Here is a 16,376-nt window from a genome sequence, read left to right on the forward strand (position 1 = left end):
TATTAATTAAGTTTGACTGCCTTCCTTGATTGAGACTTTACCGTTTGCGCCCGAATTACCGTTCACGCCAGGTAATCCGTTCGTTCCAGAGGTGCCATTATCGGCATTGGACGGATTTTGCCCCGGTGCCGTGCCATTCGCGCCGCCTACCCCGCCTACGCCTGCAAAGCCCGCACTGCCTCCTTGCCCGCCAATAGCACCGTGTGATTGGGCAATAACCGGGACGGTAAGCGATGCGCTCACATAACGGACGGTAATATCGCCGCCGTTGCCGCCATTTCCGCCATACCCCCCGTTTCCACCGTTGCTGCCATTTCCGCCATTGCCTCCTGTAGCTGGGGGTATGGAGCTGGAGCATTTGGAATTTTGCTGGCCTGCGCTGCCGCCGTTGCTGCCATTGCCGCCGTTTCCTCCATTACCGCCATTTCCGCCGCTGCCTCCTGCGCTGTAGATGGTAATGGGACTCTGAGCTACAATGGATTGACACTTGAAAATGAAATCGGAGGCTGAGGCGCCTGCGCTGCCTTGCTCGCCATTTTGACCCGAGGTTACCGCATTCTGTCCCTGCTGACCGTTCGTAGCACTGATACAATGCGGTGTATCCAATTTGTTATACGTCCCATTCGTGCCGTTGCTGCCGCTTGTGGCCGCACTCTCACCTTGCGTGCCATCCGCCCCATTGGTTCCGCTTGCCCCTTGAATGACAATATCGTAGCTTGCGCTCATGATCTGCTGGCCTCCTTATATATAAATAACGATTATTGCTGAGGGACGTTGTTAATATAAACCGTTCCATTCGTGCCGTTTTTGCCGTTTGCCCCTGGCGATCCCGCCGTGCCGCCGCCGCCGTTTGGATTTCCTTGACCGCCGTTGCCGCCGTTTCCTGCCGCTCCTCCTTGGCCGCCTTGTCCTTTCGTCGGAACGCCGAGTGAAATGGAGCCGTTCGGTCCAAGCGATTGATACGTACAATAAATATTTTGGCCATTGCCAGAATCACCGCCACTGCCGCCGTCCGCACCGTTGCCGCCTTGACCTCCTTTGCCTTGCGCGCCTGCCGAACAATGAGAGGTCGAGCTGCCACCCGTGCCGCCTACACCGCCAGCTCCGGCATTGCCGCCTACGCCGCCAGCCCCGCCATTCCCGCCGCAGGACATTAGCGATATCGGCCCTTGCACAACAGTTAGAGTAGCTTTGACCACTTGAGAGTCAGAGCCGCGAGAGCCGTTGCCACCTTGCGTACCCGGATTGCCCGTTCCCCCCGTGCCGCCTTGTCCCGCTTGCGTATCGCAGGAATTTTTACCGTCAGAGCCTGCGCTGCCCTGGCTGCCCGGATTGCCGTTGCCGCCGTTGCCGCCTGCCGCCCCGCTTTGCCCGTCAGCTCCGATGCTTACAAAGCTGTTGGTCGGCTGCGTGTCCCCCAACTGGGTACCGCCCTCTTCTTGAATAAGCGTATCCACAAGCAATGTGGCATTAGCCTGGCTAATGATTTGACCGCCCGGCTGAATCGTAATGGTATTAAAGCTGTAGGTGATCGGATTATCGCCATCGCCAGCCAGAATTAGCGGATTGCCTGGCGTGACAACGACATCTTGCCCTGCACAGACGGCAAGCTGCGCCGGAAAGAAATGCTTCTGCAGCACAGCCTTATAAGATTTGACTTTGCTCGAGTTGCCGTAGATATAGGTCTGATAGGCGCTGCAGACAGCCGATTTCTCAAGTACGGACAGCTCCGAGTAAGCCTTTTCATTCTTGCTTGCATCCCATTCTGCGAGCGCTTCATGATGCTCTTGAAGCGTATTGTTCGCGTAATGCTCGTCGGAATTCCCGCCAAATGCCTTGAAATCGTCAATAGATTCTACCGTTACATAGAACGGCTTAATAGCAGTGTCATGATTGGGATTGGCCGAGATGTACGTGCCGCCTCCGCTCGTTGTTAGCGTTCCTTGTTGTATAATCTCCTCGGTCAAATTGAATTTCGCCATAAAACGGTTGCGGATATCTTGTGCAGTCAGCATTTTTTAGTTCCTCCTAAGTTATCGGGCGTGCCCGCTAGTTTTTGATAAACGTATTGCAGGTCAGAATAACCGGTGCTTCGCAGATGATTTGGCCGCCTTGCTCCAGCGTCAGCGTATTGCATGTGACCGACACTGGATCATGCCCTTGAGGGGATATAATAAGCGGGCTGCCTGCCGAAACGACTATGTCTTGAGTAGTGAAAACGCTTAAGCTCATTGGAAAATACCGTGCGTTCAAAATATCAGCGTAGCTCTGCACCTCGTTTTGCCGACCAGCCAGGCAGGCACGAAGCGCGTCATAGAGCTGCCGCTCATCCAACTCGGTCAGATCCTGAGTCTTCATGCCAGATTTGCTTGCCGGCCACGGCTTAGGAATATCAAGCTCCCCGCCGTTCGAATCGTTTGTCCCGATAATCGACTGCAACTGTTCCAAACTTTTCACAATAATCCTCTTGGCGGACAAGGCGGATTCATATTCCGGCCGCGTGGATAGATAGTTTGGCCCTGGCTTATCCCCTGTTCTAAGTGTGCCTTTGCTTACATCCGCTTCGGTCAAACCGAGTAGTTGCAGCGTTTGGCTAAATAAATCCCCCATGTTCATTCCTCCCGTTCCTCTGCCCATTAGTCTTGCAGACTGGCGCCATACAGCTATAGTATAAAAAGCTGTATGGCGCTCAAGCTGCATCACATGCTCTTGCAATACTTCAATAGCTGCTATTAAAGCGAAGATTGCTCTTAGGTTACTGGAATGGAATAGACCTCAAGATTCGATCCGCTGCGGATGACATCATACGTCTGCGTCGAATCGGATACTTTCCAGTAGTCACTTGGATTTATCGTTTGGATCGTAGTCGGATTCGCCAGCGTAATGCCGTTTGCTGAGAAATCAGCCTGAACTGCCGCAACATTGGCATTATTGAAATCCGACTGGTCGCTGAGCGGCAAATCGAACAGCGGCGGAGTCGGAATCCAATGACTGATCGACGGCTCCGTCGTATTGTTCGGGCCGATAATAGGCTCGTAGTTCAGCGTATAGACATTGCGCCATACGTCAACGACAAGCTTCGCTGCGCTGATAAACTGCGGTCTCGTCGGCTGTAATTGCGAATCCGGTGTACGGACAAGGAACGTGCCGTCTGGGTTATAGATATCCAAAAAGTAGTCACTTGGCTCCTTGCCGCCGGCTACATAAGAAAGCACGTAGAGATAGCCTTTCGCTTCAACAGCTACATCCAAATACGTAATGTCGGTGCGGTTCTCAGGGTTGTAAAGCAGCATGAAGGACAAATAGCGATTGACGTTAAGAGTCTGGCTGTCCGCTGCATCGGTGGAGATGTAATACGATTGCGCGCCGTTCCAATCCTCTACCACCCAGCTGCTGCCCTTCGCGCGGACATCAACGGTCACATTGTTCAGCACATCAAATACGTTGAGAACCAGGTCGTTTTTCTTAATATTGTAAACTGCATTCTTGTTCGGGTCGGTAATCGTCCATGCCGCTCCAGAAGTTACGACCGTGACGTACGTACTGACCTCATGATTGCTCATTTGATCGCTTTCGTAGGTCAGGAACACACCTTGGAAAGCGAAGGCATTGATGATATTGTCCGAGAGTTGGCCTTGATTCAAACTCGCGACAAGAGATTCATCCAGATCAAAAATATGTGTAAGGCCATTTTCCTGGAACTGGAGCTGCAGCGCATCCGAGAATATGCCATTATCCAGGTCTGATGAATAGACCGAAGCCTCAAGCGTGAACAGCTTATCACCCAGGAAGCTGGAAACCGGATTGCCTTTCGTATCGAAAGCTTGAATCCGCTTATTAAGCGTTTCCAGAATAAGCACGCGACCGTCTGGTGTTACGGAGATGGATTTTGGCCCTTGCAGGAGCCCTTGGCGAACACCAAGCCCGGATACCATCTGAGCGTCAGGCGCATGCGCATCGTCGGTCGGCGAATCTGGAATTTGAAGAATTTCCATCTTGCTGTCTTTCCAGCTGACTGCAATGACCGCTCCATCCGGATGAACGACCATCGCGTCGATATTGGACAGATTGAACCGTCCCCAGCTCTTCAAATTCGGATCATTCAAACCGAATCCGCTTTCGCCGTCCATCAGGTTAACCTGGCGCAAATTCATTTGGCTATTGCGGGTATCTAGAATGAAATTGTTCAGGCTGACAGTCTCCTGTCCACTTCCATCTGGCTCAAGACCAAATTGGTCATAGGCGATATAAGGCTGCACCGTGAGTTGAACCTCGGACGACTTGTAGCGTGACTGCGGATCAGCCAGCACCGAGACGTTCTGGGCCATATAATTCTGACCTGAGGCGCTCCATACATAGCCAATCTGGTAAGCTTGGTCATTCAGCGTAATATCGACCGGCTTGCAAATGTAATGGCCGCCGCTGCTGCAGTCCAGACTGGATAGGGTGGCCGTTGGCAGATCACCGGCATGCCACACATGCTTGTCCGAGTTTTGGTCGTATATGATTTTCTCTTTGTAGTTGTACTGTGTATCCTGGGTAAGCGGCACTAGAATTTCGGTAATATCCGCACTCAGCGAAAGGGAAGAGGATCCACTGCTCGGGAAGGCGTCCATCCATTCACTCTGGTATTTGCCACAGAGCCAGCCGTTGGCCGAATAGATGCCGGCTGTGATTTGAATGCTCCCGCCGACAGGCAGATCCGCGAAGGTCAGCTGCAGCGGCGTGTTCGAGGTTGTGGCAGGCATGTTGCCGCTAAGAACGAAGTTCGTGCCGCCCTTGTATTGCACCGTCACTTGGTAATGGTCAGACACGGCGGGCCATACGGCTGTCTCGGGATGCCCGGGCTCGCCATGGGTCGGATCCGGATGAAGCGTGAAATTCAAATTCATCGAACGGCAGATGTCAATGGAAAGAGTAGCCGGCGAGGACAGAATTTCTCCAGTCGTAACGGCCATTTCCGCAAAGTTGATCGCCATGTTGGCCGCACGAAGCGCCCAGCCGACAAACGGAACTTCATCCTCCAGCTCCGCAACCGTGATCTGGCCCGTTATATAAAGCGCCAGTTTCTCAAGCCCCTTAGCAAGCAGAATGCCGGCCATAGCGTCCGCAAAGCTGAATAGCACGGATTTTGCATTGGTTAAGGCTGCTGCTGTTGCAACGCCCCCGCCGACAATTGGGAAAGCAACCGCAAGGGCAGCTACGACATTTTCAGTGTCAGACACAAACTCATTAAACCATTTGGAGCTCGTAATCGCTGCCCCAGCAATTAGAAACACCGAAGGAATTCCGTATTGGAAAATACCTGTCAGTATTGCGCCTGAAGGGTCGACGTCTCCATCCCATTTTGAAGTGCCGAGACACCCGAAGAGCAGCTTAAGCTGAGTTGCTTCCTCCGGAAAGACGAACGAGAGCGTCTTCGGATCGGTCGGCATCGGAATGCCAAGAATCGTATTGACGGCGGATACGCTTGAGATATACTTCTTCTTGTCCGTCTCGAACCAGCTGGAAATCGAGGATGGCAGTTGATCCACCCAGCCTGACGGGTTGGAGATCGCATCCCCGTTCTCATTGAAAAATTCCGCATAAGCAGTCAATGTGCGCAAATACGTATTTTTCACCTGTATCGAAAACTTGCCGTCGTCGCTAAAGGAAATCGTATCGGCATAAACGCCTAAGCCGTGATGCGGGGTCTCTTCTTTTACCGTCCATTTGAACGTCTGATCTCCCACCGCTGCGAGTTTTGCACGGGACGCCGAGAACGATTTTTCAACCGAGCCCGTTGTGGATCCTCCATCCTGCTGGTAGGCCGTCTTGCCCTGATTGACCGTCCATGTCTGATTTTGAAGGGAATTGTCGTTGCTTGCACTTTGCATGGCGCCAGTCATTGGTGAGGTTGCATTTTGTACGGTTAAATCTGACCAGCTGTAAATGAGGATTGGATCCCCCGCTTTATGCGTACCCATGTCATAGCCATAAGTAAGCGGAGTGCCGTTCTGGTCAACCGAATTTGTAATTTTAGCCCAGCCGCCTGTGGAGGATGCAGGACCCTGTTTGCTGATGATTGTCGCTAGATTGTACACTTGGTTATACTGGGCCGGATTAACATTTTGAGGTGGTGCGATGTGATCGTTCATCACGATATTCGCTGTATAAGGCTTATTAGAGGATAACTCTGGGTAGTGGAACAGAATCGCTGTTGCAATATCCCATGGGCTTAACAGATCTTCGGCATCAAGATTGACCTGAAGGGCATCAAAGGTGTTAAGCTGGGCGACACCAAGACTTGTTAGTTTGGGATGTAAATGCAGCGAGTTTGCGGCAAGCTTGCTCTTTATGTGATTGACTCGGTGTACTTTCGGAATGTGAAAGGAAACATGATGCAGCTTGGGGAGGTATACATTCGGATCGTGATCAGGAGAGGTTACACGGATGCGGGTTAGACGATCACTTTGGAACAGGGACTCGGAAATTTCAACAAAATGCGTGAATCTCTGTCTCTGCTGTTCAGGTATTAGTGCGAGAGCACTATTGGTCCGTGTCGAATCGAGCAGCGTCTGCGGCGTGTGATTGTGCAGCGCATACTTGTACTGCCCGATATGCAAGGTGAGCGGTACCTCCGTAGAATGAGATACGAGCTCAAAATGCAAGGTTTTGTTCATGGCTTCAGTCTCCTCTGAAAAATTAGTTATTTCCAAAAAAACTAGCATTTTCTGACTGCGCCATGCTGTTATGAAATTGGGGTGCGAATACTGACATCCGCCTTCTTCGTGGAAGAGTATTGCAGGTACTAGGAATGAAAGTCTCTTGCCCATTCGCAAGGAATATTATATCAAATTATATCGAATTTTGGAATAAAATATAAAAATATCCTTGTAAATTTTTTGCTATAATTCAACCCATACTCAGAAAGGCGCACAAAAAGACAGCTCTAAATACTTGCCGCTCTAGGAGCGTTTATTTTTGCATTGCATCCAATACCCGAAGCATCAGCCTATAGGACAAACTCGGAGTGGAAACCTGATTGACCGTACCTGTCAAATACAAATCCTTCTCTGGACAATAATACGCGAATGCTCCCGATAAACCGGAATGTCCGATTAGCTCTGGAATGGATCGCAGCGGCGAGAAAAACCTAGGAAGCTTGAATTTCGCGATTCCAATGCCGTACTGTAACGGAAAAAAGATTTTATTCCAAACATAAAGCTCGCTCAAATCGTGTTTAGGAAATAATTCACCTTCAAAAAAAGCCCTCAGAAAGCGCATCAGCTCGTCTGCAGTGGAGACAATCCCTCCATCCGGTCCGAAGGAGGCCATGGCCTCTGGTACATGCAAGGAAGATTTTTTATAGTAAAGAGGCTTAGGAGTTTGATCATGGTTGTTTGTATAGATGTAGGTTTTGGATAAAGCCAAGGGCTCGTAAATGAACAACTTGAAAACATCTTCTAATTTATTATTCATTACGTTCTCGATAATCTTGCCAAGCAATTGATAGTTGGTATCGGAATATAATGCCTTGCCTTTCTTACCAGGCGGGAAGTGTGAATTCATTTGCTTCACATCCTCCATCACCTTGTCGAACGACCATGCAGTATCGTATCCGGCAAGGAGTTCAACCTTTAGACTCTTACTGTTTTGTCTTACTTGCTCAAAGTAATCCGGCAGACCCGAAGTATGGGCCATCAATTGTCGAATCGTAATGTCGTAGGAATATTCGGTTCCTTGGTAGCGATGGATTCCCGAGAGAATCTCAGTGTCTAGGTAACGGCTTATTTTGTCAGTCAACTGGATTTTTTTCAGCTCTCTTAGCTTTAACATGGTTGCGGTTACAAAAAGTTTGGTCGTGCTCGCGATAAAAAACTGATTATTTTGATTCATATCGCCAGCCGCTCCGGTCCATATCAACTGTTTATTTCCCGATTCCATTCTCAGAACCGTCCCAAATATGTTTTTATGATCTACAGAAGAGACAAGAATCTCCTCAAGCTGTTGATGCAATCGTTTCTTTATTGAAACCAACTCCTTCCCCTGCTAATTTATAACGTGTACTGGTTAAGCTTATGTTATAGATAGAAGCAAAATACTGGATAGTAGGGCAACCATTTATTTTGTCATCCCTTATGATACTGTTTATCGCTCATGCTCTTAAACTTTCACTTAAACTTTCTTTTAAATGTCAGAAAAATACCCGCATGCCCTGATTAGAATTCGTCCAAGCAGTGGCAGGCGGGTATTTTTAATATGTATAAGAGTGAAAATATAAGTATAAAATGAAAGTCAATTGTTCTCCATTGTTATGCAATCCCCATCAACTCTTAGACGAGCTGGATGTATATTTTATTTTGTCAGGGAGCGCAAATCGGATTGCGGGACGTCTAAGAGCGGACTGTCAGTTGCTAGTTCAAAGGTATTATTCATCTTTCGTCCATTCAGTAAAGCCAAATGCTTCTTTGGCTTCTGGAATTTCAAGTTTATTGCCGTCAATAGTAAACTTGAACACATGACTTGTAGTATCCTCTCGAGTATTTTTATAGGTTCCAACGTGTATAGTCCATTTCTCATACTGGAGCTTCAAACGTGAGTTATCGCTAAATGAGTACGTTCCCGAAAATTCATTGTAATCGTTTTTAGCTTCATAAGTTCCTTTTGTAAATGTGCCATCCCGAAAAAACTCAAAGTATGCCTTCGGATTATCCTCAACTGTCCATCTACCAATAATGAGAATACTTGGATCCTCGGTTGAATGAACACTCGGCGCTTGTTCTACTAAAGTAGGTTCCGGAGAAGACTTCGGCGTTTCTTGTGCCTCAGTAGGTTCTGGAGATGGCGTCGTCGTTTCTTGTACCGCAGTAGGCTCTGGAGATGGTATCGACGATTGCATAGCTGTCGGTAGCGAAGGATTGGATTGATTAGGCGATGGTGATAATTCTAATGGTTCCTGATTAACAGTGACATCCACATCATTAGAATTTTCTAGAGAAGATGCCGTTGTATGCAGCCCGTCATTCGCCTTTAATTTATCCGGCTTGCTTACTACGATGTAAACGACTGCTACTGTAAATAACAATGCGAATATGGATAGAGTGATACTAAAAACTTTCAAGAATTTCATACGAAACCTCCGCTGATGTAAATTCATACCAATATGAAACCAAATTAAACATTATCACTATAGCCTTGAATGTTCCTCCAGCTCTCCGTCTTTTTCCCTGAGCGGATCAGTCAGCACCTACGTTAACTTTTGCTTCAATGAGAGTCTACACAAAATTTTTGACAAACCCAGTCGTTACACTTACCGTCGTTGCCGCTACTCTATGGCTGCATTCAGCAATCAATTTCTTCCCTATAAGGAACCGAAATTCGTCAGTGCAGTATTTGTTTTGCTCATTATCGCGGCAGTTGTATCACGCTTTGTGAATTATAAAGGACTTTAAAGATGAATTCTCCATAACGGAGGTGAGCATGAAACTATTTAAGGCTGAAAGGACCTTGTGCTTTCCAACGTTCGCATAAAAGCCTCTATATTGTCTTTAATAAACCCCGTATTATCAAAACCGGCATTGGCAGTGATGTCCTTGATATCTTTGACGAACGCAGTCAAGCTGGCAGTAGAGGCCTTCTCGAATCTGTTCTCACCGGCAATGTCCCCGATCGGTTTGGCAGCTTCCTCTCTGTATGCCTTCAGCCAATCCGTATTTGTCGATGCTTTCTTAGCAAAGGTTTGCAAGATGCTGTTCCAGTCTTTTCCGTTCACAATTGCATCTTGCAGCTTGTCCAGCGTATTCGGCTCGAATTTCTTCATCATATAGTTCAAATCAATATAATCGTCTGGAGCCCCAATAGGCCTTTGCGGCGGGGTTTCGTAATGGAATTCATTCGTTTCAGGGTCTACCGTTCTCGTTTGGGAGATGGCGCCGATTTGACGAATCGTATTCATAAATTCCGCCGCTTCATCATCCTTCATATAGTTGTCCGCGATATACTTAGCTTGGGTAAGTCCCAATTCTAATAAGGCTGCTCTTTTCTCTTCTCCAGCTACATCTGTAATGATATTGGATTGAATGATGCCATAAACAGCTTCCCTCACCTCCGCGGGCTGATCTGTGAGAAGGCGGTTCAGCGAATCATTGATTTGCACAGTTCCAAAGTATTTAGCAGAATGATTCACAATATCAGATTGCGCCAACTGTCTGGCAGCCGGGCTGATCTCCACTGTATCGGTATCATGCGAAAGCCCGGGTATCGTGCCTGTAACCAAGGCCGGTTTATCGGCCTGCTGTTTCGAATTGGTGTATAAATTCAAGTCGTACTGGGTTGAGCTATAAATCCTCATCCTTAACGCACCCCTATTCCATTCATTTATTTCGGTTATTCACTTCTATTTATAGTATCGGAATATTCTTTTGTATTTTTTATATTAATTTACAAAAAAGGAGGTGAATAATTGGTAGATCGTAGATTCAATTTGTTAAAATGTGATAATATAAGTGGAGTCAATATTGGGTGGTGAGAAGAAAGAAATGGACAAATTAAAAAATAGCGGCTTTTATAAGCTTAAATTTTTCATAACACCGGAAGAGTTTAAAAGCATTTTGATGCTTTTTGAGCATAAGCAAGTGCAGTTCCATCGTACCGATTATGCCCAAACGAAGCATGATTACGATCTGGTGTATGCCGCTTATGAAGCTTTTTATAAATATTTTACGGCAGAGGAACAAAGAATGGATTATCACCCCTTCTTTGTTTATTCCATTTCTGTTAAGTCTGATCATGAAAGCACCGGTTTTTTTGCGAGAAATGAAGGTATCTCATTTCCCTACTACGGACAATGGTCGGAGGATGAGCTGCCTTGCATCATGCTTTCCTTTCCTAAAGGCTTTCAAATTAATATGGCGGATGAGCAAGGAAATTATTATTTTTATGAGGATATTCGGGAGCATCAGCCGTTAGCATATGCTTTTTTTAATGAAATCACAAAAGATATTAAAAAAATGACAAAACCGCTTCGTTTTTCGGTACATGCAGCAACAGCAGATGTTTCGCAAGAGCAAAAACCACCTGCGCGCATAAGCAAACATGCAATGACTGACTTGGTTAACTCTTGGATTTTCAAGAAATATAAGCTTATGATGATTGGCAAATAGGCTGCAACCGCTTAAAGCGGCTGCAGCCAGTGTTTATTTTTTACTATTTAAAGCCGCTCCGCTAAAATGCGAACCACTTTTTCCAAATGGTTGATCCAATCCGGATCTCCATCCCACAGTTCATACAGCTCGCGTTCCCCGCCCTTATTATCCAACACCTGCTGAACCAATTGCTTTAGCTCAAGCAGATCTTCCTTATTCCAGACGATCTCCGCCAAACCACTCAGTTCTTCGTACTGCGTCCTGCCGTTTTCGATATAGACGCACACAATTTCTGCTAGAGCAATCGCTGTATTATCGTAAAGGAAATCCACCTCTTCCGGATCTTCCGCAAGGAATCCGAGCTCTCTATAATGAGCTAGAAGCTCTTTCAATTTAATAGACTGGCGGTCCACTGCATATTTGCCTAAAGCATCAAGAACATCAAGACCTTCATCGCTTTCCAGCGCTGCTGTTCCCCAAGATCCCATCGTATTTCTCACCTTTCTATTCGTAATTCTACCATTTTAACATGGATTGGAATTGGAATTAATCACCCTTAAGCAACAATAATATGTTTGAATATGAGCAATTAGGCATACATATATCTACCAAAAGGTGGATAAGACGAGCGTTTATCATCTATTTTGCACTTAGGCGGTTGCTTCTGAGTTCCAGCAGCAGGAATCGTTTGCATAAAGGTATCAGACTGCCGCTATCTGTTAGCTCAGTGATGAATTACAGAACTCATATGTTTCAATTGAATGATTAGTAGTAAGTCGATTTGCAGGCTAAACGATGGCTTCAAAAGGGTTTACACAGTTGTATCCATAGATCTGCATGGGGTCTGAAAATTTGCCTTGCCCTCTAACACATCAGCTAAAAATGTTTTTGATGTTTGCAATTTTGCTTCTAGCTCCTGGATCTGTTGAATTTTTTCCATCACCAATACTTTCTTTTCTATATAGAAATTTTCGTTTTCGTTTATGAGCAGGATTAATTCCTGAATAGTAAAACTTACGGTGAGCAAAGTTTTCACATCCTCCAGAAAACCAATCACACCCTCATGATATACGCGATAATTATTTTCATCTCTTGATACAAACTGCTCCGGAATCAACTGTTTGCGTTCATAGAATCGCAAGGTGGATACTGGCAGCCCTGTCAACTTGGACACTTCACTCGCTTTCATAGCCTATTCCCTTCTGAACACTAGAATAATTTATATTTGCTATAAACCAAGGTTCATAGTTCATAATAAAAACATGATAACCAGTGACATCACTTATGTCAAAAAAACTGGTCACATCAAAAGGAGAGATTACATGCTGGAACATATCCAAAATAACGATTTTGTCAACATTATTACTGGCCGGCGTTCCGTACGCCATTATGATGAGCAGGTCAAGATTTCAAAGGAAGAATTGCATGATATCATTAATGAAGCAAGTTTAGCGCCTTCTTCTGCAAATATACAACCATGGCGTGTTATCGTAGTTCATACCCCTGAAGGGAAAAACAAGCTTCGGCCACTTGTACAATTCAATACGCAACAAAATGATACATCAGCCGCTATGCTAATTATTTTGGGCGATACTCAGAGTGAACGGTATGTAGAAGAGATTTATAATGCAGCTGTGGAACAAGGGAAAATGCCGAAGGAGGTGCGCGACAAGCAGGTAACACAAATATTAAGTATGTTTCCTCTACTACCTCGAGAAGTAAAGATTGAGGTGGCCAAAATCGATGCAAGTTTATTTGCCATGCAACTTATGCTGGTAGCCCGCGCGCATGGGTATGACACCAATCCTATGGCAGGTTTTGAACGTGATAAGGTTGTTAACACATTTGATCTGGACGACGAACGGTATGTTCCGGTCATGATCCTTTCAATCGGCAAGGCTCAAGAAGAAGGACATGAATCGGTGCGTTTGCCTAGTGAGAAAATTACCTTTTGGCGCTGATATCCATTTATTTTGGGAATTCTATGATAGATATATTCCTTAGCCCATTGATGTCGATATGTTGACTGATATGCAGCCGTAGGTATTAGGAACATTGCAAATCCTTATGGTTACAGGTATTTAAAACGGCTTCGACATTCAAAAGAACATAACAATACAAGGTATGTCCGGATATGACTTCATAGTCACCTTCGGCATAGGGGCGTCTGGGCGGGCTCGTTCACATTGCCCGCCTAGACGCCCTCTTTCATACACGCTATCCTTGCCTGTTAGCTTAACGAGCATACTTTGAACGCTAAGCCGTTGTTTTGGCAAATACGATAAAGAACAGCACAAGCTCCAGAAGCACGACCGTCGGCGGCACTACAACGAGCAAGTTCACGCTGAATAAAACAAGCAGCAGCAGCAACAGCAGCGAAATATGCTTCACGGTCGGGCGCAAATGCTCAAAGCGGTAGCTGTATAACACGCACATAACCGACAGAAAATAAATGAACACAGAGCCAAAAACAAATCCGAGCATAAAACCATATTCCAGTTTGTTCAAAAATACCAGCTGAATCGAAGCAGCGATCATGCAAAGCGATAAATAGATAAACAAGTGGCCGTAAATAATCGTCTGCCCTGCCGTTCGCTTCGTTTTATCCACATTTTTCTCCATGTTCTCGAAATATTGCCACCAAATCGCAATGACGAGAATAAAAGAGAGTGCAACGAAAGCAATAGAAGTAAAACTCATATCTCCGGCATCCAAAATCGAAAGCAGGCTAACAACCGATTCCCCCAGCAAAATCAGCGTAAACAGCGAAAAACGCTCCAGTAAATGCGGGGTATGGATCGGCGTGACAACGAGATGCTTGCGGCCAATTAACGGAACGATGATGTCCAAAATAATGCCCGCATACAAAATGGCGTAACGCAGCCACGAGTCAAAAAACAAGGAACACGACGATATTGCTATCCCCAGCCAAAAATAGGTACCGAAAAATCGTGCGGTTTGCAGTTTATGCAGCACCTCTGAACGCGCCGTCAGCAAATATTGCACGGTCGTTATAATCCGAAGCCCTATATATCCAATAAAAAAGGGCACATAATACGCGTCAAAATCAACATTCAAGCTTGCTGTCATAATAAGGACGAAAAACATTTGCACCACGATAAATAATCGGTGCTTCAGCGTATCCTGGCCAAAACGATTGTTGTACATCGTCTGTCCAACCCATGCCCACCAAATCGGCACAAAAATCAAGATGAATTTGGACAAATGCTCCCAAGTAATGCTGCTATGCTCCACATGAAGCAGCACATGAGTAGCCTTGGAAACGGCCGCGACAAACAATAAATCATAAAACAGCTCCAGCCACGTTACTTTTTTCTCTGGCATCATCGCTATGATGTGCTCCTCTCTTGGCATTCGTTCAATTTCACTCTCTATCTCTACTTCGACTCAATTATTATAAACATCCAGCCGCTCATTAGGCAATAAGCGAAATAAGGCCTGGAGCAAATGCCCCAGACCTTATATTCCTGTTTATCGTTTTGAGAAAAAGCAAGCGCCTTTAATCGTGGAAATTGAGCCCTGACGTCGTCGCCTTCACATAGCCATTGCGAATGACGAAATCGCCGAAATGCTCGCCCTGCTCGCGCTCTTTCGCGAAGCGGTTAATAATAGGCGTCAGCGTGCTGATGATTTCCGTTTCATCAATGTTTTCTTTGTACATCTTATTCAAACGGTCGCCGTTGAAGCTTGCTCCCATGTACATATTGTATTTGCCCGGCGATTTTCCAATAAATGAAATTTCCCCAAGCGCAGGACGTCCGCAGCCATTCGGGCAGCCCGTCATCCGAATAACGATGGACTCGTCGCGAAGACCCGCTTCATCCATAACGACATCGAGCTTGTCGATCAAAGTCGGCAAGTACCGTTCCGCTTCCGCCATGGCAAGGCCACAGGTCGGCAGCGCTACGCAGGAAATCGAGCTGCGGCGCAAAGCCGAATAATGCAAGCCATCCGTCAGCTTGTATTGCTCGATCAGCTCCAGGATTTTGCGTTTTTTCTGCGTCGTAATATTGGCAATAACAAGATTCTGGTTCGGCGAAAGGCGGAAGTCTCCCGTATGGATCTTCGCAATTTCACGCAGGCCCGTCATCAGCTTATAGTCGCCATCATCTTGAATCCGTCCGCTTTGAATGTAAAGCGTCAGATTCCATTTACCGTTGGTGCCTTTAATCCAGCCATAACGGTCACCATTGCTGTCGAAGTGGAATTCGCGCGGCGCTTCCAGCTTCCAGCCCATTCTTTTATGCAGCTCGTTAACAAACCAGTCCAGACCGTGGCGGTCAATCGTGTATTTGAAACGGGCATTTTTACGAACGGAGCGATTGCCGTAATCGCGTTGAATCATAACGGTCTTCTCGGCAATGTCAATCGTTTGCTCAGGCGTACAGAAGCCAATGACGCGGCCAAGCTGCGGGTAAGTCGCCGTATCACCATGCGTCATGCCCATACCGCCACCGACGGTTACGTTAAAGCCGACAAGCTTGCCATTTTCCAAAATCGCAATATAACCAAGATCCTGGGAATAAACATCTACATCATTGGACGGCGGAACCGCCATCCCGATTTTGAATTTACGCGGCAAGTAAACCGGTCCATAAATCGGTTCCACTTCGCCAGCAGCTTCCGAGCTTTCTACCTTCTCGCCATCCAGCCAAATTTCATGATACGCAGGCGTGCGTGGCGCGAGGTGATTGTTAATGCGTCTCGCCCATTCATTCACCTGTTCATGTGCTTCGGACAGATGCGGATTCGGATTGCTCATCACGTTGCGGTTAACGTCGCCGCAAGCAGCAAGCGTCGTCAACAGCTTGTCGTTGATCGTACGGATCGTCTTTTTCAAATTCCATTTCAGCACGCCGTGCATTTGGAAAGCCTGGCGCGTCGTCAGACGCAGCGTCCCATTGCCGTACTTGTGCGCCAATTCATCCATAACCAGCCATTGCTCTGGTGTGGCTACGCCGCCGGGCGCAACTACACGAAGCATGAACTGATAGGCAGCCTCAAGCTTTTGCTTCTCACGTTCATTACGCAAATCCCGGTCGTCCTGCATGTAGCTGCCGTGGAATTTCATCAACCGGTTTTCGTCTTCTGGCAGGCTGCCCGTAATTGGATTGCGCAAATTCTCTACGAGCGCTCCCCGCAAGTAATTGCTCTCAATTTTGATAATTTCAACGTCGCTCGGCGGGCCGCCGATCGGCTTTACGATTTGATCATTTGCCATTGCTGCTT

At 46.7% G+C, this 16,376-nt stretch carries 13 protein-coding genes; 2 read left to right on the plus strand and 11 right to left on the minus strand.

Annotated elements, in window-relative coordinates; translation table 11 throughout:
• Nucleotides 1-6: 6 nt before the first annotated feature.
• The 7 genes from AC6B99_RS26890 to AC6B99_RS26920 form a co-directional block, all read right to left on the minus strand.
• Entirely contained in the window at nucleotides 7-726 is a 720-nt protein-coding gene (locus tag AC6B99_RS26890; RefSeq protein WP_496664670.1) for a hypothetical protein, read from the minus strand.
• A gap of 32 nt (nucleotides 727-758) precedes the next feature.
• A complete protein-coding gene (locus AC6B99_RS26895) occupies nucleotides 759-2,015 on the minus strand; it encodes a hypothetical protein (protein ID WP_056028445.1) in 1,257 nt (418 codons plus the stop codon).
• A gap of 34 nt (nucleotides 2,016-2,049) precedes the next feature.
• Nucleotides 2,050-2,610 carry a hypothetical protein gene (locus AC6B99_RS26900; protein ID WP_496664671.1) on the minus strand — a complete coding sequence of 187 codons (561 nt, stop codon included), beginning with the start codon at nucleotides 2,608-2,610 and terminating at the stop codon, nucleotides 2,050-2,052.
• A 140-nt stretch (nucleotides 2,611-2,750) separates the two neighbouring features.
• Nucleotides 2,751-6,662 carry a hypothetical protein gene (locus AC6B99_RS26905; protein ID WP_496664672.1) on the minus strand — a complete coding sequence of 1,304 codons (3,912 nt, stop codon included), beginning with the start codon at nucleotides 6,660-6,662 and terminating at the stop codon, nucleotides 2,751-2,753.
• 295 nt (nucleotides 6,663-6,957) lie between these two features.
• Nucleotides 6,958-8,019 (minus strand): serine hydrolase domain-containing protein, encoded by a 1,062-nt coding sequence (locus tag AC6B99_RS26910; RefSeq protein ID WP_496664673.1) that lies wholly within the window; start codon nucleotides 8,017-8,019, stop codon nucleotides 6,958-6,960.
• A 391-nt stretch (nucleotides 8,020-8,410) separates the two neighbouring features.
• Entirely contained in the window at nucleotides 8,411-9,112 is a 702-nt protein-coding gene (locus AC6B99_RS26915) for a hypothetical protein (RefSeq protein ID WP_494880381.1), read from the minus strand.
• A 360-nt stretch (nucleotides 9,113-9,472) separates the two neighbouring features.
• Nucleotides 9,473-10,333 carry a hypothetical protein gene (locus AC6B99_RS26920; protein WP_496664674.1) on the minus strand — a complete coding sequence of 287 codons (861 nt, stop codon included), beginning with the start codon at nucleotides 10,331-10,333 and terminating at the stop codon, nucleotides 9,473-9,475.
• A gap of 166 nt (nucleotides 10,334-10,499) precedes the next feature.
• Between AC6B99_RS26920 and AC6B99_RS26925 the strand changes: the two genes are divergently transcribed.
• Nucleotides 10,500-11,144, plus strand: coding sequence for a hypothetical protein (locus AC6B99_RS26925; RefSeq protein ID WP_494864483.1), 645 nt, complete (start codon nucleotides 10,500-10,502; stop codon nucleotides 11,142-11,144).
• 47 nt (nucleotides 11,145-11,191) lie between these two features.
• On the opposite strand, the gene AC6B99_RS26930 is transcribed toward AC6B99_RS26925, so the two are convergent.
• Both AC6B99_RS26930 and AC6B99_RS26935 read right to left on the minus strand, forming a co-directional pair.
• A complete protein-coding gene (locus AC6B99_RS26930; protein ID WP_494864478.1) occupies nucleotides 11,192-11,614 on the minus strand; it encodes a DUF4259 domain-containing protein in 423 nt (140 codons plus the stop codon).
• A gap of 323 nt (nucleotides 11,615-11,937) precedes the next feature.
• Nucleotides 11,938-12,315, minus strand: a complete 378-nt coding sequence (locus AC6B99_RS26935) for a MerR family DNA-binding transcriptional regulator (protein ID WP_056028462.1) — start codon at nucleotides 12,313-12,315, stop codon at nucleotides 11,938-11,940.
• A gap of 133 nt (nucleotides 12,316-12,448) precedes the next feature.
• Here AC6B99_RS26935 and AC6B99_RS26940 point away from each other — a divergent pair, with 133 nt between their 5' ends.
• Nucleotides 12,449-13,087, plus strand: a complete 639-nt coding sequence (locus AC6B99_RS26940) for a nitroreductase family protein (protein ID WP_056028465.1) — start codon at nucleotides 12,449-12,451, stop codon at nucleotides 13,085-13,087.
• 295 nt (nucleotides 13,088-13,382) lie between these two features.
• Here AC6B99_RS26940 and AC6B99_RS26945 read toward each other — a convergent pair whose 3' ends face one another.
• Together AC6B99_RS26945 and cysI are read right to left on the minus strand one after the other, a co-directional pair.
• Nucleotides 13,383-14,471 (minus strand): low temperature requirement protein A, encoded by a 1,089-nt coding sequence (locus tag AC6B99_RS26945; protein WP_494864606.1) that lies wholly within the window; start codon nucleotides 14,469-14,471, stop codon nucleotides 13,383-13,385.
• Between the two features lie 175 nt (nucleotides 14,472-14,646).
• The gene (gene cysI / locus AC6B99_RS26950; RefSeq protein ID WP_496664675.1) at nucleotides 14,647-16,368 is read right to left on the minus strand and encodes an assimilatory sulfite reductase (NADPH) hemoprotein subunit; all 1,722 of its coding nucleotides are present in this window, start codon (nucleotides 16,366-16,368) and stop codon (nucleotides 14,647-14,649) included.
• Between the last annotated feature and the right edge of the window lie 8 nt (nucleotides 16,369-16,376).

The organism is Paenibacillus liaoningensis, assembly GCF_059609455.1.

Bases quoted from the DNA above. Each gene is read 5' to 3' on its own strand.
- AC6B99_RS26945 (WP_494864606.1), bottom strand. From the start codon at position 14,471: ATGCCAGAGAAAAAAGTAACGTGGCTGGAGCTGTTTTATGATTTATTG.
- cysI (WP_496664675.1), bottom strand. From the start codon at position 16,368: ATGGCAAATGATCAAATCGTAAAGCCGATCGGCGGCCCGCCGAGCGAC.
- AC6B99_RS26930 (WP_494864478.1), bottom strand. From the start codon at position 11,614: ATGGGATCTTGGGGAACAGCAGCGCTGGAAAGCGATGAAGGTCTTGAT.
- AC6B99_RS26920 (WP_496664674.1), bottom strand. From the start codon at position 10,333: ATGAGGATTTATAGCTCAACCCAGTACGACTTGAATTTATACACCAAT.
- AC6B99_RS26890 (WP_496664670.1), bottom strand. From the start codon at position 726: ATGAGCGCAAGCTACGATATTGTCATTCAAGGGGCAAGCGGAACCAAT.
- AC6B99_RS26900 (WP_496664671.1), bottom strand. From the start codon at position 2,610: ATGGGGGATTTATTTAGCCAAACGCTGCAACTACTCGGTTTGACCGAA.
- AC6B99_RS26915 (WP_494880381.1), bottom strand. From the start codon at position 9,112: ATGAAATTCTTGAAAGTTTTTAGTATCACTCTATCCATATTCGCATTG.
- AC6B99_RS26935 (WP_056028462.1), bottom strand. From the start codon at position 12,315: ATGAAAGCGAGTGAAGTGTCCAAGTTGACAGGGCTGCCAGTATCCACC.
- AC6B99_RS26905 (WP_496664672.1), bottom strand. From the start codon at position 6,662: ATGAACAAAACCTTGCATTTTGAGCTCGTATCTCATTCTACGGAGGTA.
- AC6B99_RS26895 (WP_056028445.1), bottom strand. From the start codon at position 2,015: ATGCTGACTGCACAAGATATCCGCAACCGTTTTATGGCGAAATTCAAT.
- AC6B99_RS26940 (WP_056028465.1), top strand. From the start codon at position 12,449: ATGCTGGAACATATCCAAAATAACGATTTTGTCAACATTATTACTGGC.